Source organism: Leclercia adecarboxylata (genome assembly GCF_035787115.1).
GTDB lineage: Bacteria > Pseudomonadota > Gammaproteobacteria > Enterobacterales > Enterobacteriaceae > Enterobacter > Enterobacter adecarboxylatus_E.
In genome coordinates this window covers 288,344-309,917 of record NZ_JALKTL010000005.1, presented here as the reverse complement: position 1 = coordinate 309,917, position 21,574 = coordinate 288,344, and the positions used below count along the sequence as shown (strand labels likewise).

The 21,574-nt window shown below is 54.6% G+C and carries 22 protein-coding genes and 1 tRNA gene; 16 read left to right on the top strand and 7 right to left on the bottom strand.

Annotated features, from left to right (window positions below):
- Positions 1-60: 60 nt before the first annotated feature.
- On the bottom strand, positions 61-816 hold the full coding sequence (gene gloB / locus MXM41_RS17260) for a hydroxyacylglutathione hydrolase (protein WP_325933292.1): 756 nt from the start codon (positions 814-816) through the stop codon (positions 61-63).
- 32 nt (positions 817-848) lie between these two features.
- On the opposite strand from gloB, the gene MXM41_RS17255 reads away from it, so the two are divergent.
- A complete protein-coding gene (locus tag MXM41_RS17255) occupies positions 849-1,565 on the top strand; it encodes a class I SAM-dependent methyltransferase (protein ID WP_325933290.1) in 717 nt (238 codons plus the stop codon).
- Here MXM41_RS17255 and rnhA read toward each other — a convergent pair whose 3' ends face one another.
- Positions 1,566-2,033 carry a ribonuclease HI gene (gene rnhA, locus MXM41_RS17250; protein WP_325933289.1) on the bottom strand — a complete coding sequence of 156 codons (468 nt, stop codon included), beginning with the start codon at positions 2,031-2,033 and terminating at the stop codon, positions 1,566-1,568.
- 145 nt (positions 2,034-2,178) lie between these two features.
- Here rnhA and dnaQ point away from each other — a divergent pair, with 145 nt between their 5' ends.
- Positions 2,179-2,922 (top strand): DNA polymerase III subunit epsilon, encoded by a 744-nt coding sequence (gene dnaQ, locus MXM41_RS17245; protein ID WP_325933288.1) that lies wholly within the window; start codon positions 2,179-2,181, stop codon positions 2,920-2,922.
- Positions 2,923-3,052: 130 nt separating this feature from the next.
- A tRNA-Asp gene (locus tag MXM41_RS17240) sits at positions 3,053-3,129 on the top strand.
- Positions 3,130-3,225: 96 nt separating this feature from the next.
- Here MXM41_RS17240 and MXM41_RS17235 read toward each other — a convergent pair.
- Both MXM41_RS17235 and fadE read right to left on the bottom strand, forming a co-directional pair.
- On the bottom strand, positions 3,226-3,996 hold the full coding sequence (locus tag MXM41_RS17235; RefSeq protein ID WP_325933287.1) for an amidohydrolase: 771 nt from the start codon (positions 3,994-3,996) through the stop codon (positions 3,226-3,228).
- 110 nt (positions 3,997-4,106) lie between these two features.
- Positions 4,107-6,551 carry an acyl-CoA dehydrogenase FadE gene (gene fadE, locus MXM41_RS17230; protein WP_325933286.1) on the bottom strand — a complete coding sequence of 815 codons (2,445 nt, stop codon included), beginning with the start codon at positions 6,549-6,551 and terminating at the stop codon, positions 4,107-4,109.
- A gap of 238 nt (positions 6,552-6,789) precedes the next feature.
- Between fadE and lpcA the strand changes: the two genes are divergently transcribed.
- Together lpcA and MXM41_RS17220 are read left to right on the top strand one after the other, a co-directional pair.
- Positions 6,790-7,368: a D-sedoheptulose 7-phosphate isomerase gene (gene lpcA, locus MXM41_RS17225; RefSeq protein WP_325933285.1), complete on the top strand. Its 579-nt coding sequence runs from the start codon at positions 6,790-6,792 to the stop codon at positions 7,366-7,368.
- Between the two features lie 46 nt (positions 7,369-7,414).
- Entirely contained in the window at positions 7,415-8,182 is a 768-nt protein-coding gene (locus tag MXM41_RS17220) for a class II glutamine amidotransferase (RefSeq protein ID WP_325933283.1), read from the top strand.
- Here the strand turns inward: MXM41_RS17220 and dpaA are convergent.
- Entirely contained in the window at positions 8,153-8,893 is a 741-nt protein-coding gene (gene dpaA / locus MXM41_RS17215; protein ID WP_325933282.1) for a peptidoglycan meso-diaminopimelic acid protein amidase, read from the bottom strand. The two genes, MXM41_RS17220 and dpaA, sit on opposite strands and share 30 nt — an antisense overlap.
- A 424-nt stretch (positions 8,894-9,317) precedes the next feature.
- On the opposite strand from dpaA, the gene MXM41_RS17210 reads away from it, so the two are divergent.
- From MXM41_RS17210 to nqrM, 7 genes are read left to right on the top strand one after another with little or no spacing between them, the layout of a single operon-like run.
- Complete coding sequence (locus tag MXM41_RS17210; protein WP_325933280.1) at positions 9,318-10,661, top strand: Na(+)-translocating NADH-quinone reductase subunit A; 1,344 nt, start codon at positions 9,318-9,320, stop codon at positions 10,659-10,661.
- Between the two features lie 3 nt (positions 10,662-10,664).
- Positions 10,665-11,903 carry an NADH:ubiquinone reductase (Na(+)-transporting) subunit B gene (locus tag MXM41_RS17205; protein WP_325933278.1) on the top strand — a complete coding sequence of 413 codons (1,239 nt, stop codon included), beginning with the start codon at positions 10,665-10,667 and terminating at the stop codon, positions 11,901-11,903.
- Positions 11,896-12,690, top strand: coding sequence for a Na(+)-translocating NADH-quinone reductase subunit C (locus MXM41_RS17200; RefSeq protein WP_325933277.1), 795 nt, complete (start codon positions 11,896-11,898; stop codon positions 12,688-12,690). Before MXM41_RS17205 ends, MXM41_RS17200 begins: the two co-directional genes overlap by 8 nt.
- Positions 12,683-13,321 (top strand): NADH:ubiquinone reductase (Na(+)-transporting) subunit D, encoded by a 639-nt coding sequence (locus tag MXM41_RS17195; RefSeq protein ID WP_325933275.1) that lies wholly within the window; start codon positions 12,683-12,685, stop codon positions 13,319-13,321. Before MXM41_RS17200 ends, MXM41_RS17195 begins: the two co-directional genes overlap by 8 nt.
- Before the next feature lie 6 nt (positions 13,322-13,327).
- Complete coding sequence (gene nqrE, locus MXM41_RS17190) at positions 13,328-13,924, top strand: NADH:ubiquinone reductase (Na(+)-transporting) subunit E (protein WP_039032088.1); 597 nt, start codon at positions 13,328-13,330, stop codon at positions 13,922-13,924.
- 11 nt (positions 13,925-13,935) lie between these two features.
- Positions 13,936-15,159 (top strand): NADH:ubiquinone reductase (Na(+)-transporting) subunit F, encoded by a 1,224-nt coding sequence (gene nqrF / locus MXM41_RS17185; RefSeq protein ID WP_325933274.1) that lies wholly within the window; start codon positions 13,936-13,938, stop codon positions 15,157-15,159.
- Positions 15,159-15,374, top strand: coding sequence for a (Na+)-NQR maturation NqrM (gene nqrM / locus MXM41_RS17180; protein ID WP_325933273.1), 216 nt, complete (start codon positions 15,159-15,161; stop codon positions 15,372-15,374). The genes nqrF and nqrM overlap by 1 nt, the downstream gene beginning before the upstream one ends.
- Before the next feature lie 32 nt (positions 15,375-15,406).
- Here nqrM and MXM41_RS17175 read toward each other — a convergent pair whose 3' ends face one another.
- Positions 15,407-16,252: a glycerophosphodiester phosphodiesterase family protein gene (locus MXM41_RS17175; protein ID WP_325933272.1), complete on the bottom strand. Its 846-nt coding sequence runs from the start codon at positions 16,250-16,252 to the stop codon at positions 15,407-15,409.
- Positions 16,253-16,411: 159 nt separating this feature from the next.
- Here MXM41_RS17175 and dinB point away from each other — a divergent pair, with 159 nt between their 5' ends.
- Positions 16,412-17,470: a DNA polymerase IV gene (dinB, locus tag MXM41_RS17170; protein WP_325933271.1), complete on the top strand. Its 1,059-nt coding sequence runs from the start codon at positions 16,412-16,414 to the stop codon at positions 17,468-17,470.
- A gap of 91 nt (positions 17,471-17,561) precedes the next feature.
- Here the strand turns inward: dinB and pepD are convergent, their stop codons facing one another.
- The gene (gene pepD, locus MXM41_RS17165; RefSeq protein WP_325933269.1) at positions 17,562-19,019 is read right to left on the bottom strand and encodes a cytosol nonspecific dipeptidase; all 1,458 of its coding nucleotides are present in this window, start codon (positions 19,017-19,019) and stop codon (positions 17,562-17,564) included.
- Between the two features lie 260 nt (positions 19,020-19,279).
- On the opposite strand from pepD, the gene gpt reads away from it, so the two are divergent.
- The 3 genes from gpt (at position 19,280) to crl (ending at position 21,540) form a co-directional block, all read left to right on the top strand.
- A complete protein-coding gene (gene gpt / locus MXM41_RS17160) occupies positions 19,280-19,738 on the top strand; it encodes a xanthine phosphoribosyltransferase (protein ID WP_032616685.1) in 459 nt (152 codons plus the stop codon).
- A gap of 98 nt (positions 19,739-19,836) precedes the next feature.
- Positions 19,837-21,081, top strand: coding sequence for an esterase FrsA (frsA, locus tag MXM41_RS17155; protein ID WP_325933268.1), 1,245 nt, complete (start codon positions 19,837-19,839; stop codon positions 21,079-21,081).
- A 57-nt stretch (positions 21,082-21,138) separates the two neighbouring features.
- Positions 21,139-21,540: a sigma factor-binding protein Crl gene (gene crl / locus MXM41_RS17150; RefSeq protein WP_103823954.1), complete on the top strand. Its 402-nt coding sequence runs from the start codon at positions 21,139-21,141 to the stop codon at positions 21,538-21,540.
- Positions 21,541-21,574 lie beyond the last annotated feature (34 nt).

The window sequence follows — 21,574 nt, the reverse complement described above, 5'->3', positions numbered from 1 at the left end:
TAGTTGCTTAAAAGACGAGCGATGATAACGACGAATAATTAAAAAGGCAACACGCAATTGTCAGAAGTCATCTTTCTTTGCCCTTAACCATGCAAAACATTCTTCAGGTTGTAACATATTTGTTTCTTCTTTAATTTTATTAACTAAATCAAGATCCTCTGTCCTTAAAAATAAATTAATTTTACGTTCATTTTTCAGAGTTACGGGAAGTGTTTTTTGGTTTTTTGCACGTAACTCATTCACTTTGCGGTAATAATCCTTAATCGCGACATCCTCCGGTAGAATGTGCATCGCAAACTTCATATTCGCTAAAGTGTATTCATGTGCGCAGCAAATCAAAGTCTCTTCAGGAAGGGCGTTAATTTTCTGGAAGGACTGATACATCTGGGCTGGCGTGCCTTCGAAGAGTCTTCCGCAGCCGCCAGAGAACATCGTGTCGCCGCAAAAAAGATAAGGGAAACTAAAGTACGAAATATGTCCGGAAGTGTGACCCGGTGTGGCAATAACCGAAAACTCCAACGCAAGAATGAGGATCTTTTCTCCATCTTTTACTATGCGTGTAGCACCCTTATCTTGTGTCTCAGCGGGGCCGTATACCACAAGATGCGGAAATTTTGCGCAGAGCGCCGCCACGCCGCCTACATGGTCATGGTGGTGGTGCGTCAGCATAATCGCTTCTGGCTGCCACTGGTTTTGCTCAATGGCTTTCAACACTGGCTCAGCCTCGCCAGGGTCGACAATCACGCAACGGCCTTCATCATTGGTTAAAACCCAGATGTAATTGTCCTGAAAAGCAGAAATACTGTTAAGATTCATACATTACCTCTCATAGCGTGGCGGGTGTTTTGATGAAACCGGCAAGGATACCTCAGATTGTTACCGCACCGAAACACTGGGCGGAGTTGCCCTGGGGTGAATACTATCGTGAAGCGCTTGAGCAGCAGCTTAAGCCCTGGTTTGCGAAAATGTATGGTTTTCACCTGCTTAAGATTGGCAATCTGAGCGCGGAAATCAACTCTGAAAGCTGCGCGATTTCGCATCAGGTCAATGTTTCGCTGAGCGGAGAGCCTGTCCAGGTCAAGGCTAATCCGCTGCAGCTGCCGTTTGCCGAGAAGTCGGTTGATGCATGCCTGCTGGCGCATTCGCTGCCCTGGTGTGATGATCCGCACCGTCTGCTGCGCGAAGCTGACCGGGTGTTAATTGACGATGGTTGGCTGGTGATAAGCGGTTTCAACCCTATGAGTCTGATGGGGCTCAGGAAGCTGGTGCCGGTGTTGCGTCGCACCCCGCCGTATAACAGTCGTATGTTCACCCTGATGCGTCAGCTGGACTGGCTTTCGCTGCTCAATTTTGAGGTGATGTACCAGAGCGGTTTTCAGGTGATCCCCTGGACGCGACAGGGGGGGAAGATGCTCAGTACGCATTTTCCGGCGCTGGGCTGTATGCAGTTAATTGTGGCGCGTAAGAGGACCATTCCCCTTACGCTCAACCCCATGAAGCCAGGCAAAGCGAAAACTCAGTTGCGGCCTGCCGTGGGTGCCACGCGTCAGTACCGTAAACCCTGATCAGGCTTCTGCTTTATATCCCACATCTTCATGCTGCGGATTGAGTGCGGCAGCACGCGCCAGTTCGTCGCAGCGTTCGTTTTCAGGGTGTCCGGCGTGGCCTTTCACCCATTCCCACTGGATTTTATGCTGGCTGAGCGCCGCATCCAGGCGTTGCCAGAGATCGACATTCTTCACCGGTTTTTTGTCCGCGGTTTTCCAGCCGCGTTTTTTCCAGTTATGGATCCACTGCGTGATTCCCTGGCGCACATACTGGCTGTCGGTGCTTAGCACAATATCGCAATGCTCTTTTAATGCCTCGAGAGCCACAATCGCGGCCATCAACTCCATGCGGTTGTTGGTGGTCAGGCGAAAGCCTTCATTAAAGGTTTTTTCGTGCTGGCGATACCGCAAAATGGCGCCGTAACCTCCGGGGCCCGGATTGCCGAGGCACGAGCCGTCGGTGTAAATCTCTACCTGTTTACGCATCCTGGCAGACATCCTGTAATCAAAACGGTAAGTCTGACATAAATGGCAGCCATCAGCACTGCAAAATAAAGTCCATGTGAATTAGCCTTTGAACGCCTGGTCAGGTTGTTTACAATGTCGTCGTTAAAAAGAACAGGCCGACATAATGAGTATTGCAGACACACATAACACCGACAGGATCATCGTTCTCGATACCGAAACCACGGGTATGAACCAGATCGGTGCCCATTATGAAGGGCACAAGATCATTGAGATCGGTGCGGTCGAGGTGGTTAACCGCCGTCTTACCGGCAATAACTTTCACGTTTACCTGAAGCCAGACCGGCTGGTGGACCCGGAAGCCTTTGGCGTTCACGGGATTGCAGATGAATTCCTGCTGGATAAACCCACCTTTGCCGATGTCGCAGATGAATTCATCGACTACATCAAAGGCGCCGAGCTTGTCATTCATAACGCCTCGTTCGATATCGGCTTTATGGACTATGAATTCAGCAAGCTCAACCGCGGCCTGCCGAAAACAGACGCCTTCTGCAAGGTTACCGATAGTCTGGCAATGGCCAGGAAAATGTTTCCCGGTAAGCGGAACAGCCTTGATGCATTGTGCTCGCGCTATGAAATAGATAACAGCAAACGAACGCTGCACGGTGCTCTGCTCGATGCCCAGATCCTGGCCGATGTCTATCTGATCATGACGGGCGGCCAGACCGCTCTGGCCTTTAACTCTGATAACGATGCGCAGCAGCAGTCCGGCGAGAGCGAAATTCAGCGTATTATTCGTAAGTCCAGCGCACTGCGTGTCATACTTGCCAGCGATGAAGAGTTAATGGCGCATGAATCCCGTCTGGATCTGGTTCAAAAGAAAGGCGGAAGCTGCCTCTGGCGCGGCTAAGAGCGGCTGAAACGCTGGTAAAATAACCGTTCGGATCGTTTTTGCAGCAAACGATTCAAAAGCAGAGAAAAAGCATTGACGGGATCGAGTGCAAACCGTAATATCTGCCTCGTTCCCAAGGGAACACAGCGGAGCGGTAGTTCAGTCGGTTAGAATACCTGCCTGTCACGCAGGGGGTCGCGGGTTCGAGTCCCGTCCGTTCCGCCACTATTCAGAAGGCCTGAGTCAGCAATGACTCAGGCCTTTCTCATTTATCGCCGGGTAAAATCTGCCGGGCAAGCCTTTACGCCGCCCGGCACCCCGTTAACCGATATTAAACGGATCCGCATCCTGCCAGGCAGGAAACTTCTCCCGATACTCTCTTAACGCGGTCAGCGACAGCTCGGCATCAATTCGGGTTGCGTGATGTGGCTCGGCGGTGGCAATAATTTCACCCTGCGGGCTAATCACCCGACTGTCGCCCCGGTAGTGATGTCCGTTACCGTCAGTACCGACCCGGTTACACCCCGCGACATAAGCCTGGTTCTCAATGGCCCGGGCCGTCAGTAGCGCCTGCCAGTGCAGCGAACGTGGGGCAGGCCAGTTGGCAACATACAGCGCCAGGTCATAATCGTTACGGTTACGCGACCACACCGGGAAGCGCAGGTCATAACAAACTAACGGCAAAATGCGCCAGCCGCGCCATTCAAAGACAATGCGCTCGTTACCCGCTTCATAATGCTGATGCTCGTCCGCCATGCGGAACAGATGGCGTTTATCGTAAAAGTGCACTTTACCTTCAGGCTCAACCAGCAGAAAACGGTTAACCGGCCCGCGTTCGGTCTGCAGCGCCGCGCTACCGGCGATTAACGCCTGAGTCTGCTGCGCTCTGGCCTGCATCCAGGCAACCAGTTCATCCTGCGGCAGAGACTGTTTTGCCGCTTCCATGGCGAACCCGGTGGTAAACATTTCAGGCAGGATAATAATATCGCGTCCGGCGATCCCTTCGAGCTGACGATCAAAATGGCGCAGGTTGGCCGGACCATCCATCCACACCAGCGGTTGTTGCAAAAGCGTAATCTTCAAACCAGGCACAGTTAAGACTCCTCGAATAACCACATTTTGACACTGTAGCACGACAATCACAGAAACGGGTGGCAATAAAAAACCCCGCACGAGGCGGGGTTTCTGCATGCTGAAACCGCTTATGCAGCTTCAGGTTTACGCACGATCTCGTTCAGCTTTACCGGCTGTGTCGCCAGCTCTTCGGCGTCAAAATCATCAACGTTAATACTGCGCAGACGGCTCTCTTCGGCTTTAATCAGCAGATCTGCTTCATCCTTATTGATCATGCCGCCGGCCAGCGCCTCTTTAGCCAGCTCATCCAGGCGGGTGAACGGCAGGTTTTTACCCAGCTGTTTGCAGATCTTCTGATGTATCGGATCGGCAGCCATCACATCCAGCAGCGCCTCTTCCAGCAGACCGACCGGGTTATGCGCGCTTGGGGTCAGATACTGACCGCGGCCGATACGAGAGCGGGTTGCGCTCGGGATCTGCAAAATCTTCGCAACTTTATGATCCAGCTTATCGGACGGTGCCAGATAGTGACGGCCGGTAGGGAAGATCACCACGCGCAGGGCGCCTGCCACAAGCCGGTTCGGGAAGTTCGCCAGCAGATCATCGATAGCCTGTTCCGCCTGATATAGCGCATCCTGCACGCCCCAGTGCACCAGCGGGAGATCCGCTTCATGACGGCCTTCATCGTCGTAGCGTTTCAGTACCGCCGAGGCGAGGAAGATCTGGCTCAGCACATCACCCAGACGGGCGGAGATACGTTCCCGGCGTTTCAGGCTGCCGCCCAGCACCGCCATCGACACGTCAGAGAGCAGCGCAAGGTTGGCGCTCAGACGGTTCAGATGCTGGTAGTAACGACGGGTCGCATCACCTGTTGGGGTGGCACTGGTCAGGCCGCGGGTCAGGCCCAGCCACAGGCTGCGCATTTTGTTGCTGCCGACGTGGCCGATGTGTTTAAACAGCAGCTTATCGAAGGCATTCACGTCGTTGTTCTGCGCGGCCGCCATCTCTTCCAGCACGTATGGATGGCAACGGATCGCGCCCTGACCGAAGATCATCATGCTGCGGGTCAGGATATTTGCCCCTTCAACCGTGATGGCAATCGGTGCACCCTGATAGCCACGCGCCAGGAAGTTACCTTCACCCAGCATAATGCCTTTGCCGCCTGCAATATCCATCGCATCGATGATGGACTGCTGCGCACGATGGGTACAATGGTACTTGACGATGGCGGAGAGCACGGCCGGTTTTTCGCCCAACATGATGCCGTAAGTAATTAAGGAGGCGGCAGCATCCATTACATAGGCGTTGCCTGCGATACGTGCCAGCGGCTCCTCAATTCCTTCCATCTTACCGATAGAGATCCTGAACTGACGGCGGATGTGAGCGTAAGCGCCAATCCCCATCGCCACTGATTTCAGGCCGCCCGTAGAGTTTGAAGGCAGGGTAATGCCGCGGCCAACCGACAGACATTCCACCAGCATGCGCCAGCCCTGACCGGCCATTTTCGGGCCACCGATGATGTAATCAATCGGCACAAAGATATCCTGACCGCGGGTCGGACCGTTCTGGAAAGGCACGTTCAGCGGGAAGTGACGACGACCGATCTCAACGCCAGGGGTAGTGGTTGGGATCAGCGCGCAGGTAATGCCCAGATCCTCTTCACCGCCTAACAGTTTGTCCGGGTCAGAGAGTTTAAACGCCAGGCCCAGTACGGTAGCAATTGGCGCCAGCGTGATATAGCGTTTGTTCCAGGTCAGACGCATACCCAGAACCTGCTCGCCCTGCCACTCGCCCATGCACACCACGCCGGTATCCGGAATAGCGCCTGCATCGGAACCCGCTTCCGGGCTGGTGAGTGCAAAGCAAGGAATTTCCAGACCACGCGCCAGACGCGGCAGGTAGTGATTTTTTTGCTCTTCAGTACCGTAATGTTGCAGCAGTTCACCCGGGCCTAATGAGTTAGGCACGCCGACGGTGATCGCCAGGATCCCGGAGACGCCAGACAGTTTTTGCAGCACGCGAGCCTGAGCGTAAGCAGAAAACTCCAGCCCGCCGTACTCTTTCTTGATGATCATCGCGAAGAAGCGATGCTCTTTTAGAAATGCCCACAGTTCCGGCGGCAGATCGGCCATCTCATGGGTGATCTGGAAGTCGTTCGCCATCCGGCAGGCTTCTTCAACCGGGCCGTCAATAAACGCCTGCTCTTCAGCCGTGAGACGGGGCTGCGGATAGTTATGCAGTTTTTTCCAGTCAGGATTGCCCTGGAACAGCTCGCCTTCCCACCAGGTGGTGCCTGCGTCGATCGCCTCTTTCTCGGTACGCGACATTGGCGGCATTACTTTACGGAAACCACGAAATACAGGTGCAGAAATCAACGACTTACGCATAGAGGTCACGTTGAAAGGCACCAGTATAATCGCCAGCGGAACCAGCACCCAGGCGTTCCAGATACCGCCCGCGCCAAGCGCAGCGGTCCAGGCCAGTAAGATGAGGCTGCTCAGCATTAAACTGACCCGGTGGTAGAACAACACCCCGAGCAGAACAACGGTTAAGAGAATACTTAAAATCATCATAAAGAATTGCTCCCTGTCTTGTAGGAGGTCTGACCACTTGTGATGATATGGTTGTAGTGGATGTTATTTCTTTTAGCAATGCATTCACAAAATAATTACAACCTGGTTCACATTGTTCAGGTTTTGCCCGGCACAAAAAAGCAAAACGCCCGATGATTCGCGCGGCTTTAGCTTCTCGCTTTTAGCGCTATCCGGTAAACTTGCTCTGTTATTTCATCAATACTGAAGGATTATCCTCATGTACCAGGATCTTATTCGTAACGAACTGAACGAAGCGGCGGAAACGCTGGCCAACTTTCTGAAAGATGAAGCCAATATCCACGCTATTCAGCGCGCTGCGGTTCTGCTGGCCGACAGCTTCAAAGAGGGCGGTAAAGTGCTCTCCTGCGGCAATGGCGGTTCACATTGTGATGCCATGCACTTTGCCGAAGAGTTGACCGGTCGTTATCGTGAAAACCGTCCGGGCTACCCGGCAATTGCGATCTCTGACGTCAGCCATATCTCCTGCGTGAGCAACGACTTTGGTTACGATTATGTTTTCTCCCGCTATGTCGAAGCGGTAGGGCGTGAAGGGGATGTCCTGCTTGGGATCTCTACCTCCGGCAACTCCGGCAACGTCATTAAAGCCATTGAAGCGGCACGCGAGAAGGGAATGAAAGTGATCACCCTGACCGGCAAAGATGGCGGCAAAATGGCAGGTACCGCGGATATCGAAATTCGTGTGCCTCACTTTGGTTACGCTGACCGCATTCAGGAGATTCACATCAAAGTGATCCATATCCTGATTCAGCTGATCGAAAAAGAGATGGTCAAGTAAGACTTCGCGGGGGACAACATGCCCCCCGCTGTTGTGGAGGTGATGTATGTGCGAACTGCTCGGGATGAGCGCCAATGTGCCGACCGATATCTGCTTTAGTTTCACCGGGCTGGTGCAGCGCGGTGGAGGAACCGGGCCGCATAAAGACGGCTGGGGTATCACCTTTTATGAAGGGAAAGGCTGTCGCACGTTCAAAGATCCACAACCCAGCTTTAATTCACCCATTGCCAAACTGGTGCAGGACTATCCGATCAAATCCTGCTCGGTGGTGGCGCATATTCGCCAGGCTAACCGCGGTGAAGTGGCGCTGGAAAATACCCATCCGTTTACCCGCGAGCTGTGGGGACGCAACTGGACTTACGCTCATAACGGCCAGTTGAGCGGCTATAAGTCGCTGGAGACGGGCAACTTCCGTCCGGTGGGTGAAACCGACAGCGAAAAGGCCTTTTGCTGGCTGCTGCACAAGCTGACCGAACGCTATCCGCGCACGCCGGGCAACATGATAGCGGTCTTTAAATACATTGCCTCGCTGGCGATGGAGCTGCGAGAGAAAGGCGTCTTTAATATGCTGCTGTCGGACGGGCGTTATGTGATGGCGTTTTGCTCGACGAACCTGTTCTGGATCACCCGGCGGGCGCCGTTTGGCGTAGCAAAACTGCTGGATCAGGATGTGGAAATTGATTTTCAGACCGAAACCACACCCAACGATGTGGTTACGGTTATCGCTACTCAGCCGCTGACGGGCAATGAGGCCTGGCAAAGAATCATGCCAGGCGAGTGGATCTTATTTTGTCTGGGGGAGCGCGTAATTTGACGCCAGCTGTGGCTGGACGACTTCGTGGCTCAGCGGCTTGCTGACCACGTAACGTCCATCCACCACCGAAACGGTCGGCGGCTTACGCGTCTGCTGGAAGTAGTCATAACCTGGCTTCAGCTGTTTCCAGAAATCAGCGTAGTATGAACTCTTATGACGCTGCATATTGGCATCGGTCATACGAAACGGATAGATGCTCACCTGCACGGCTGACTGGCCAAAGACCAACGCGCCGGTCACAAACTGGAAGATCTCATCAATACCGCTGTCGGTCATGGCGTAGCAGCCCACTGACACACAGGCACCGTGAATCATCAGGTACTTACCGTCATAGCCATGCGCACGGTCAAAGGCATTCGGGAAACCGATGTTGATGGCTTTATAGAAGCGGCTGTCAGGTTTGAGCTGGTTACGCTGAACGCTGTAGAACCCCTCCGGGCTTTTGAAGTCGCCCTGACGCTGTTTCGGGCCGAGGCCGCCGGAGTAGTTGCAGATTTTATAGCTGTCGAGCAGCTGATACGTCTCGCCCATCTTCACGAACAGGTCTAACGTGCGCTCTTCCTTATAGATCTGGATATAGACCGGAGAGCCCATCAACTGCTGTTTGTATTCTTTGCTAACCGGCGTCGTTGAGCTGTTGCTGCTGAGCAGCCCGGCAAACGAAACGCACGGAATGAGAAGCATCGCAATGAACAATGCGATTTTACGCATACTACATGTTCCTTGATAAAACTTAACCAACTTGCCAGGACGGCAAAAGAGACCCGAAATCAGATTTATCTGTATTAGGAGCGCTCACATTAGCACCACTGCATTTTTTCGCAAGCGTCAGCGCGTCGGTTTACAAAATAGTTTTACCTTATACCCTGGATCAATACCGCTGGCATTGAGAACTTTGCGTAATCGGTCGCATTTTAGCACCCGCCGCTGCGTTATCGCTGCCGCATGATGGGTGAAAATGGTACACTCCACCCGTCTTATGACCGAAGGTCAAGAAAGGGAGCGTTTTCAGGATCATCCGCGATCCTGCTGGTCCCATGAGCGACTTCTTGCCGCCTTTCTTCTCCTGTGCAACGACTTCTGACTCGTCCGGCCACGTGGCCGGAACGGTTTTTCATGGATATCAATTAACACTATGATTAGAATCAGAAAAGGACTTGATTTGCCGATTTCCGGCATCCCCGAGCAGCAAATTTCGACCTGCCCAATGCCCCGTCATGTTGCAATTCTGGGGGACGATTACGTAGGTATGCGTCCCACCATGCTGGTGCAAGAAGGCGACAGCGTTATCAAGGGGCAGGCGCTGTTCGAGGATAAAAAAAATCCTGGAGTCCTCTTTACCGCACCTGCCAGCGGGACGGTGTTCGCTATTAATCGTGGCGAACGCCGTGTGCTGCAATCGGTGGTGATCCGGATCGAAGGTGAGGGTGAGCGCGAGTTTACCCGCCACGATACTCCGGCGCTCTCCACGCTCACTCGTGAGGCGGTGCAATCTCAACTGCTGGAATCAGGTCTGTGGACGGCATTTCGTACCCGTCCCTTCAGCAAAACCCCGGTGCCCGACACCGTGCCGGCGGCTATTTTTGTCACCGCGATGGATACCAACCCGCTCAGCGCCGACCCGCAGCCGCTCATTCTGGCGCAGCGTCAGGCATTTGATGCCGGGCTGACCCTGCTCACGCGTCTGACGGAGGGCAAGGTGCATGTCTGCCAGGCAAATGGCGGTAAACTGGGTGGGCATCCACAGGGGCAAGTCACCTTCAATACCTTTGCCGGGCCGCATCCGGCAGGGCTTGTGGGCACGCACATCCATTTTCTGGAGGCGGTCAGCCTGACCAAACAGGTCTGGCATCTGAACTACCAGGACGTTATTGCTATCGGCAAGCTGTTCATGACAGGCCAGCTTTGCACCGAGCGGGTTATCGCGCTGGGTGGCCCGCAGATGCGCAATCCGCGCCTGGTACGCACCTGCATGGGCGCAGATATCAACGAACTGCTGGTGGATGAAACCCTGGAGGGCGAAAACCGTCATATTTCGGGCTCTGTGCTGAGTGGCAGGCATGCGGTTGGCGCGCAGGCGTATCTTGGGCGCTTTCATTTACAGGTCAGCGTGGTGAAAGAGGGGCGCGAGAAAGAGCTGTTTGGCTGGGTGATGCCAGGCAGAGAGAAGTTCTCCGTTACCCGCACAACGCTTGGTCATTTCCTGCGTAACAAGCTGTTTAACTTCTCCACGGATACCAACGGTGGCGAGCGGGCAATGGTGCCCATCGGCAACTACGAGCGGGTGATGCCGCTCGATATCCTGCCGACCATGCTGCTGCGCGATCTGCTGGCGGGCGATACTGACAGTGCTCAGGCGCTGGGCTGCCTGGAGCTGGATGAAGAAGATCTGGCGCTGTGCACCTACGTTTGCCCCGGAAAATACGAATACGGACCGGTATTGCGCGAGGTGTTAACCCGCATTGAGCAGGAAGGATAACTGATGGGCCTGAAACATCTCATTGAAAAACTGGAGCCGCATTTTACGCAAGGCGGCAAGCTGGAAAAATACTACCCGCTGTTTGAAGCGACCACGACGGTCTTCTATACGCCAGGCCAGGTTACCAAAGGCGCCGCACACGTGCGCGACGCCATTGACCTCAAGCGTATGATGATCCTCGTCTGGTTCGCCGTGTTCCCGGCGATGTTCTGGGGCATGTACAACGTTGGTCTGCAAACCATCCCGGCGCTGAACCATCTTTATGATGCGCAGCAGCTTCAACAGGTTATCGCAGGGGACTGGCATTACCGGGTGGCGCAGATGCTGGGCGTGAGCTTTGCCGCGGATGCCGGTTGGCTCAGCATGATGACGCTCGGGGCGGTCTACTTCCTGCCCATCTACCTGACGGTATTTCTGGTCGGCGGTTTTTGGGAAGTGCTGTTTGCTATCGTGCGTAAGCACGAGATCAACGAAGGTTTCTTTGTCACCTCTATTCTGTTTGCCCTGATTGTGCCGCCTACCTTACCTCTGTGGCAGGCGGCGCTGGGGATCACATTTGGCGTGGTGATGGCGAAGGAGATATTCGGCGGTACCGGACGCAACTTCCTTAACCCGGCCCTCGCCGGACGCGCATTCCTCTTCTTTGCTTATCCGGCGCAAATCTCCGGCGATCTGGTCTGGACAGCCGCAGACGGTTTTTCTGGCGCGACGCCGCTGTCCCAGTGGGCCGCTCGCGGCGGTGAAGCGCTGGTCAACAACGCCACTGGCCAACCGGTCAGCTGGTTTGATGCCTTTATCGGCACCATTCCGGGGTCGGTAGGCGAAGTCTCCACGCTGATGATCCTGATTGGCGGGGCCATCATTCTGTTTGGCCGCGTCGCCTCCTGGCGCATTGTGGCGGGCGTTATGCTCGGGATGATCCTCACCGCAACGCTGTTTAACCTGATCGGCTCTGCAACTAACCCGATGTTCGCTATGCCGTGGTACTGGCATCTGGTGCTGGGTGGTTTCGCCTTCGGCATGATGTTTATGGCTACCGATCCGGTTTCGGCGTCCTTTACCAATAAAGGCAAATGGTATTACGGGGCGCTTATTGGTGCGATGTGTGTCCTTATCCGCGTCGTGAACCCGGCCTATCCGGAAGGGATGATGCTGGCGATCCTGTTCGCCAACCTGTTTGCGCCGCTGTTCGATTACCTGGTGGTGCGTGCCAACATCAAACGGAGGAAGGCGCGTGGCTGAGATAAAAAATAATGACAGCATCGGCAAGACGCTGATGGTGGTGGTGGTGCTTTGCCTGGTCTGCTCCATTGTGGTTGCAGGATCTGCGGTGGGTCTTAAATCCCGTCAGCAAGAGCAACGCGCCCTGGATAAGCAACGTAACATTCTGGCTGTGGCGGGGCTGATGCACGGCGAAATGAGCGCCGATGATGTGGCGCAGACTTTTGCCTCACGTATCACGCCACGTCTGGTGGACCTCAATACCGGCGAACTGCTGGATAGCGATCCCTCCACTTATAACCAGGCCCAGGCGCTGAAAGATCCGCAGCGCAGCACTGAACTTGACGCCAGCCAGGATCCCGCGGGCATTAAACGTCGCAGCAATACGGCGGAAATTTATTTGGTGCGGGATGAGCAACAACGTGTTCAGGAGCTGGTTCTGCCGGTCTATGGCAACGGTCTGTGGTCAATGATGTACGCCTTCGTGGCGCTTAACACCGATGGCCGCACCGTCAAAGGCATCACTTACTACGACCAGGGCGAAACGCCGGGGCTGGGCGGTGAAGTAGAAAACCCAGCCTGGCGGGCGCAGTTTGTCGGCAAAAAAGTGCTGGATGATAACGGCCTGCCGGCGCTGAAAGTGGTGAAAGGGGGCGCGCGTGCGGGCGATGAGTACGCTGTCGATGGCCTGTCGGGCGCTACGTTGACCTCAAACGGCGTGCAGCACAGCTTTGATTTCTGGATGGGTGAGATGGGTTTTGGTCCTTTTCTTAAAAAGGTACGTGAAGGAGAGCTGAACAATGGCTGATGTGGGCGAACTGAAAGAAGTTAAACGGGTTCTTATCGGGCCGCTCATCGCCAATAACCCGATTACCCTACAGGTGCTGGGGGTCTGTTCGGCGCTGGCGGTCACGACAAAACTGGAAACCGCCGTAGTAATGACCCTGGCGGTGACGCTGGTGACGGCGTTTTCCAGCATGTTCATCTCAATGATCCGCCATCACATCCCGAACAGCGTGCGCATTATCGTGCAGATGGCAATCATCGCCTCGCTGGTGATCGTGGTGGATCAGCTGCTGCGGGCGTTTGCCTACGAAACCTCAAAACAGCTGTCGGTCTTTGTCGGCCTGATCATCACCAACTGCATCGTAATGGGACGTGCTGAAGCCTATGCAATGAAAATGCCGCCGCTGGCCAGCTTTATGGATGGTATCGGCAACGGTCTTGGCTATGGCGTGATACTGCTGACAGTCGGTTTCCTGCGTGAGCTTCTTGGCAGCGGCAAACTGTTTGGCATCCCTGTCCTGGAGACGGTACAAAACGGTGGCTGGTATCTGCCAAACGGCTTATTCCTGCTGGCACCCAGCGCGTTCTTCATTATCGGTTTGCTGATCTGGGCGGTGAGAACCTGGCGTCCTGAACAGCAGGAAAAGGAGTAACCGACAATGGCTCATTATATTAGTTTGTTTGTGCGCGCGGTGTTTGTCGAAAACATGGCGCTCGCGTTCTTCCTCGGGATGTGTACCTTCCTCGCGGTATCAAAAAAGGTATCGACCGCCTTCGGGCTGGGCGTTGCCGTCACGGTGGTTCTGGGGCTGGCTGTTCCGATCAACAATCTGGTATTCAACCTGGTGCTGCGCGACAGTGCGCTGGTTGAGGGCGTTGACCTGAGCTTCCTCAACTTTATTACCTTCATTGGGGTAATTGCGGCGCTGGTGCAGATCCTCGAGATGATCCTCGATAAATACTTCCCGTCACTGTATACGGCGCTGGGGATCTTCCTGCCGCTGATTGCGGTGAACTGCGCCATTTTCGGTGGCGTGTCGTTTATGGTGCAGCGTGATTACAACTTTACCGAGTCGGTGGTGTACGGCTTCGGCTCTGGTATTGGCTGGATGCTGGCTATCGTGGCGATGGCGGGTCTGCGCGAAAAAATGAAGTATGCCAACGTGCCGGCCGGATTGCGCGGCTTAGGGATCACCTTTATCACCACCGGTTTGATGGCGCTGGGCTTTATGTCCTTCTCCGGTGTGCAGCTGTAAGGGCAAAATCTATGGAAATTATTCTTGGCGTGGTGATGTTCACGCTGATCGTGCTGGTGCTCTCGGGGTTGATTCTGGTGGCGCGGTCAAAGCTGGTGAATTCCGGCGATGTGGTCATTGAGATTAACGATGAGGCAGATAAGCAGATCCTGACGCCTGCCGGCGACAAGCTGCTGAATACGCTCTCTGGCAATGGCATTTTTATCTCCTCTGCCTGCGGCGGCGGTGGCTCCTGCGGACAATGCCGGGTCACTGTTAAAGAGGGGGGCGGTGATATTCTGCCGACCGAACTGTCGCACATCAGCAAACGTGAGGCGAAAGAGGGCTGTCGTCTGGCTTGCCAGGTGGCGGTGCGCCAGAACATGAAGATCGAACTGCCGGAGGAGATCTTCGGCGTGAAGAAGTGGGAGTGCGAGGTTATCTCCAACGATAACAAAGCCACCTTCATCAAGGAGCTAAAGCTGCGGGTTCCCGAGGGTGAAGACGTACCCTTCCGTGCGGGTGGCTACATTCAGATCGAGTGCCCGGAGCATACTGTCGCGTATAAAGATTTTGATGTGCCTGAGAAGTACCGCGGCGACTGGGATAGATTCAACCTGTTCCGCTTTGTTTCAGAGGCAAAAGAGCCGGCCTTGCGCGCTTACTCTATGGCTAACTACCCGGAAGAGAAGGGCATCATCATGCTCAACGTGCGTATTGCCACGCCGCCGCCAGGCGTGCCGGACGCACCGCCGGGGATCATGTCTTCCTACATCTGGTCGCTGAAAGCGGGGGATAAGGTCACTATCTCCGGCCCGTTTGGGGAGTTCTTTGCCAAAGAGACCGACGCCGAAATGGTCTTTATCGGCGGAGGGGCCGGAATGGCACCAATGCGTTCGCATATTTTCGACCAGCTTAAGCGTCTCGGTAGCCAGCGTAAAATCAGCTTCTGGTACGGTGCCCGCTCGCTGCGCGAAATGTTCTACCAGGAAGAGTTCGAGCAGCTGGCGCGGGATAACCCTAATTTTAGCTTCCACATTGCGCTGTCCGATCCGCAGCCGGAAGATAACTGGACCGGCTATACTGGTTTTATTCATAACGTCCTTTATGAAAACTATCTCAAGCACCATGCCGCACCGGAGGACTGTGAGTTCTACATGTGTGGTCCGCCAATGATGAACGCTGCGGTCATTAAAATGCTGCAGGATCTGGGCGTGGAAGATGAGAACATCATGCTGGATGATTTTGGAGGCTAATGATGATGACCTTCGTGCTGACTTTTGCCGTCTTTGTGCTGGTGATATTTGGCATGTCGCTCGGTTGGCTGATTAAGCGCAAAAGCATTCAGGGCAGCTGCGGCGGTATCTCCTCGCTGGGGATGGAGAAAGTTTGCGATTGCCCTGAGCCGTGCGATGCGCGTAAAAAGCGTATGGAACGTGAGGCGCAGCGCCAGCAGAACAGGATACTCTGAAATAATCAGGCCGCAAAAAGCGGCCTGTTTTTTTACTTAAGCCACTCACGGGCCTGGGCGGGAGAGTCCACCATCACACCGTCTGCCCCAAGGGCTTTGGCTTTCTGGTAATCCCCGGCGGAATTAACACCCAGCATAATTATGTGCCCCTTCCCCTGAGAGCGGAAACAGTCCATCGCCTCTTTATCCCACGTCAGGGTTGCCGGAGAAATACCCTCGCCAAGCGTGAATTTTTCCACCACTTCTACCTTGCGGTTCAGCTCCAGCCCGTACCAGTACGCATCCATTTTCTTTGCTGGTGCCTGGCATACATGGTTAAGCGAGATATTTGCCAGCCGGGTACGCGTTTCACTGCGGGTGACAAAACGTGGGATTTCGGCTGGCAGCGCCTCCAGATAGCGATCTTCTGTTGAGTACACACGCACGCGCTTCAGGCTGTTGGTCTCTTTCAGCACGGTAAGCAGCTGTTTGCCCATCTCTGCCGGATCTGCATCGGGAGATTTAATATCAATGTAGAACTCTGTGTCAGGCCAACGTTCAAGTACTGCTTTCAGCGTCGGAATAGTGGCATCGGGGACGTTCTCTTTCCATTTTGCACCCGCATTAAATGTCGCCAGTTCTGCCTGGGTGTACTGGGACACTTTTCCCTTAGCCCCGGTTAACGCACTCAAATCGCTGGGACGATACAGCACGGGAACACCGTCGCGACTGAGCTGCACCGTTATCCAGATAGCCTGAGCATGGTTTTCCAGCGCCAGAGTAATGGCCGGCAGCGTATTTTCAGGTGCATCGGCGGTTCCGCCACGGTGAGCGATAATTTGTGGAGTCGCCCAGGCGTTAGTGGCGATCAGCAGTGAGGCAATAAACATCTTTTTCATGAATAATTTCCCATTTTAAATGCAATAACTAAATGAATTTTAAGGATTTATTGGCTTGATTTTGTACCACGATTTAATGACAAAAGTGAGACAGTAAAACTGCTGACGCATTTTTTGTACTTTGTTATACTGGATGGAATTACAGGTGTGGTGAATACGATGCGCAAAATCATCCATGTCGATATGGACTGTTTTTTTGCTGCGGTGGAGATGCGGGATAATCCGGCGCTGCGGGATATCCCCATAGCCATCGGTGGCAGCCGTGTACAACGCGGAGTGATCAGTACCGCGAATTACCCGGCGCGTAAGTTTGGCGTGCGCAGCGCCATGCCAACCGCGATGGCGTTAAAACTCTGCCCGCATCTCACCCTATTACCGGGGCGTTTCGATGCCTACAAAGAAGCCTCCAGCCATATTCGCGAAATTTTTTCCCGCTACACCTCCCTGATTGAGCCCCTGTCGCTGGACGAAGCCTATCTTGATGTTACCGACAGCCTGCACTGCCACGGCTCCGCCACGCTGATGGCTCAGGCGATCCGCCAGACGATTTTCAATGAACTGCAGCTCACCGCCTCGGCAGGTGTCGCGCCGGTAAAATTTCTCGCCAAAATCGCCTCGGATCTCAATAAGCCCAACGGCCAGTATGTGATCACTCCTGAGGAGGTGCCGGGGTTTATCAAAACGCTGCCGCTCGGCAAGATCCCGGGCGTAGGTAAAGTCTCTGCGGCAAAGCTGGAGAAGATGGGGCTGCGCACCTGCGAAGATGTGCAGAACAGCGATCTGGGCATGTTACTTAAGCGCTTTGGTAAGTTTGGCCGGGTGCTGTGGGAGCGAAGCCAGGGCATTGATGAGCGCAACGTCAACAGTGAGCGGCTGCGTAAATCGGTAGGCGTGGAACGAACCCTGGCCGAAGATATTCATGAGTGGGCAGACTGCGAAGCCATCATTGTTGAACAGCTTTATCCTGAACTGGAACGGCGGCTGGCGAAGGTTAAACCCGATCTGCTGATTGCCCGCCAGGGGGTAAAACTGAAGTTTAACGATTTTCAGCAAACTACCCAGGAGCACGTCTGGCCGCGGCTGAACAAAGATGACTTGATTGCCACCGCGAAGAAAACCTGGGAAGAGCGTCGGGCAGGGCGCGGGGTTCGGCTGGTGGGGTTACACGTCACGCTGCTGGATCCGCAGCTGGAGCGGCAGCTGGTGCTGGGACTGTAAAAAAGCCCGGTAGCGCTTAGGCTACCGGGCCTTTCATCGGGGGCTATCCGTAGCCCGGCAAACAGAGTGCCGCCGGGCATCAGGCCGCACCTTACTTAGCCGGAATCGCTTTCAGCAGTTCCGTCAGCAGGGTCCAGTAATGGCCCACGCTTTCGATATGAACCTGCTCATCCGGGGAGTGCGGACCGGTAATGGTTGGCCCGATGGAAACCATGTCCATATCCGGGTACGGTTTTTTGAACAGACCGCACTCCAGACCGGCGTGGATCACCTGAATGTTCGGAGTGCTGTTGAACAGACGCTGATAGGTTTCACGCACCAGCGCCATCACCGGTGAGCTCGCATCTGGCTGCCAGCCCGGGTAGCTGCCCTTGGCGACGGTTTTCGCGCCAGACAATTTGCCCAGAGATTCCAGCATGCTCACCACGTAGTCTTTACCGCTGTCGATCAGGGAGCGGATCAGGCAGATGATCTCTGCGCTGTCATCACCCATGGTAACTACGCCAACGTTCAGCGAGGTTTCTACCACGCCTTTCGCTACGTCTGAGTTGCGGATCACGCCGTTTGGCGTGGCGTTCAGCAGCTGAACAAAACTGTCGCGGGACGCTTCAGTCAGTGCTGCTTTATCGCTGGCGACCGCTTCCAGAACCAGGGTCAGATTCTTCTCTTTGGCGTCCAGTTCGTTTTTCAGGATATCCAGATAAGCGGAGGAGAGCTTTTTCAGCGCATCGGCTTTATCTGCGGCAACCGCCACGGTAGCGAAGGCTTCACGCGGGATAGCATTACGCAGCGTACCACCGTTGAAATCCACCAGACGCAGATCCAGTTCGGCAGCATGACCGGCAAGGAAACGGGCCAGGAGCTTGTTGGCATTGCCTAAGCCTAAGTGAATATCGCCGCCGGAGTGGCCACCTTTCAGCCCTTTCAGCGTCAGCTTAAAGGTCTGGAATCCGGCCGGGATCGCTTCGCGGGTCAGTGGCAGGGTGGAGATAAAGTCGATACCGCCCGCGCAACCCATATAGATTTCGCCTTCCTCTTCGGAGTCGGTATTGATCAGAATATCTGCCTGCAGCCAGTTTGGTTGCAGACCAAATGCGCCATCCATACCGGCTTCTTCGGTCATGGTCAGCAGCACTTCCAGCGGGCCATGTTCAACGCGTTCATCGGCCAGCACCGCCAGCGCAGAGGCCATGCCAATGCCGTTATCCGCGCCCAGAGTGGTGCCGCGGGCTTTAACCCACTCGCCGTCGATGTACGGCTGAATCGGATCTTTGGTGAAATCGTGAACGGTGTCGTTGTTCTTCTGCGGAACCATGTCCAGGTGCGCCTGCAGCACAACCGGTTTACGGTTTTCCATGCCCGCAGTGGCAGCTTTACGGATCAGAATGTTGCCAACCTGGTCGCGTTCGGCATGCAGCCCTTTTTCCTTCGCCCAGCCCATGATGTGTTCGGCAAGCTGTTCTTCGTGATAAGACGGGTGAGGAATGGAGCAGATTTTGGCAAACATATCCCACAGCGGTTGCGGCGATAGTTGAGACAGTTCAGACACAGTAAGTCTCCTTGTCGATATCCTGCAGACAATCTTGCAGGTCACGGGGTTAGCAGGTTTAGAGTTACCACAAGTCAGACTTGCGAGGTGGGTTTGAGAATACCACTTTCTCTGTCGGCTGGTAGGGGTTAGCAAGTAAAAACTCCCGCTGTAACCGCTTAGCACTGGTTTTTAGTGCTTCAGATCTCTATAATCTCGCGCAACCATTTTCCCCCTCGAACACTTTTTAAGCCGTATAAACACAGGCTGGGACAATTCACATGAGCGAAAAATACATCGTCACCTGGGACATGTTGCAGATTCATGCACGTAAACTGGCTGCACGCCTGATGCCATCCGAACAGTGGAAAGGCATTATCGCTGTCAGCCGCGGCGGCCTGGTACCAGGGGCTCTGCTGGCACGTGAGCTGGGTATTCGTCATGTCGATACCGTGTGCATCTCCAGCTACGACCACGACAACCAGCGTGAGCTGAAAGTGCTGAAGCGCGCTGAAGGCGATGGTGAAGGTTTCATCGTGATTGACGATCTGGTTGATACCGGCGGTACGGCGGTTGCCATCCGCGAAATGTATCCAAAAGCGCATTTCGTCACTATCTTCGCTAAACCGGCTGGTAAGCCGCTGGTTGACGATTATGTGATTGATATTCCCCAGGATACCTGGATCGAACAGCCATGGGATATGGGTGTGGTATTCGTCCCACCGATTTCTGGCCGCTAATCCTGCTTTTTTAACGCCCGGTGATGCCGGGCGTTATTTTTTTCGCCGTTGGCGCGTTACAATGGCCTCCTCTGACGTATCTATAGAGGCAGCGCGCAATGTCCCAGGCGAATCTCAGCGAAATTCTCTTCAAGCCCAAATTCAAGCACCAGGAAACTTCGACGCTGGTCCGTCGTTTTAACAGCGGCGTACAACCGTCGGTGCAATCGGCGCTGGATGGCAAAAATATCCCGCACTGGTATCGCATGGTTAACCGCCTGATGTGGATCTGGCGCGGCATCGATCCCCGCGAAATTCTCGATGTACAGGCGCGTATCGTCATGAGCCAGGCCGAGCGTACCGACAGCGACCTGTACGATACTGTGGTGGGCTACCGCGGCGGCAACTGGATTTACGAATGGGCAACACAGGCGATGATTTGGCAGCAAAAGGCCAGCCAGGAGGAGGATCCCCTGTTAAGCGGCCAGCACTGGCTGCACGCCTCTAACCTTTACAGCATTGCAGCTTACCCGCACCTGAAAGGCGATGAGCTGGCGGAGCAGGCCCAGGCACTGGCGAACCGCGCCTATCAGGAGGCGGCGCAGCACCTGCCTGGCCGGATGCGTGAAATCAACTTCACCGTCCCTGGCGGCCCGGCGGTGACCGGCTTTCTGCATATGCCTGCGGGGGAGGGGCCTTTCCCGACGGTGATGATGTGTGGCGGCCTCGACTCCCTGCAAACCGATTATTACAGCATGTATGAGCGCTACCTTGCACCAAAAGGGCTGGCGATGCTGACCCTCGACATGCCCTCTATTGGCTTCTCGTCCAAATGGAAACTGACCCAGGATTCCAGCCTGCTTCATCAGCATGCGCTGAAAGCGCTGGAGCAAAATCCGTGGGTGGATCATACCCGCGTGGCGGCGTTTGGCTTCCGTTTTGGTGCCAATGTCGCTGTCCGTCTGGCCTATCTGGAATCTTCACGCCTGAAAGCGGTAGCCTGTCTGGGGCCGGTTGTTCATGCCCTGCTAAGCGAACCTGCCCGCCAGAGCAATGTGCCGGAAATGTATCTTGATGTGCTGGCCAGCCGGCTTGGCATGCACGATGCCTCGGACGAGGCGCTGCGCATAGAACTCAATCGATACTCTTTGAAAACGCAGGGGCTGCTGGGCCGCCGTTGCCCCACGCCAATGCTCTCTGGCTTCTGGAAAAACGATCCGTTCAGCCCGGAAGAGGAGTCCCGATTAATCACCTCGTCATCTGTGGATGGCAAACTGCTGGAGGTGCCGTTCAGCCCGGTGTACCAGAATTTTGACAAAGCATTGCAGCAGATCACGCGTTGGATCCATCAGAGATTGTGTTAAGAGATTGCTAATTTTTTAGGGTTTGGTAAAACAGTGGCTTCACAAAAGGAGATCGCAATGACGTTACCGAGTGGACATCCGAAAAGTAGGATGATCAAGAAGTTTATGGCTCTTGGCCCCTACATCCGCGAAGAGCAGTGCGAAGAGAATCGCTTTTTTTTCGATTGCCTGGCCGTATGCGTTAACGTAAAGCCAGCGCCGGAAAAGCGCGAATTCTGGGGATGGTGGATGGAAATGGAAGCAGAGGAGTCACGCTTCACCTACAACTATCAGTTTGGCCTGTTCAATAAAGAGGGTCACTGGCAGGCGATGGCCATTAAGGATCCAGAAGTGATCCAGCGCCTTGAGCACACCTTGCGTGAATTCCATGAAAAGGCCCGTACGCTGCTGGCAACGTTTGAACTTAAACTCGAACCTGCGGATGATTTCACCAATGAACCGGTGAAACTGACGGCTTAACGCCCGGCGCGAAAAACAGACAATAAAAAACCCG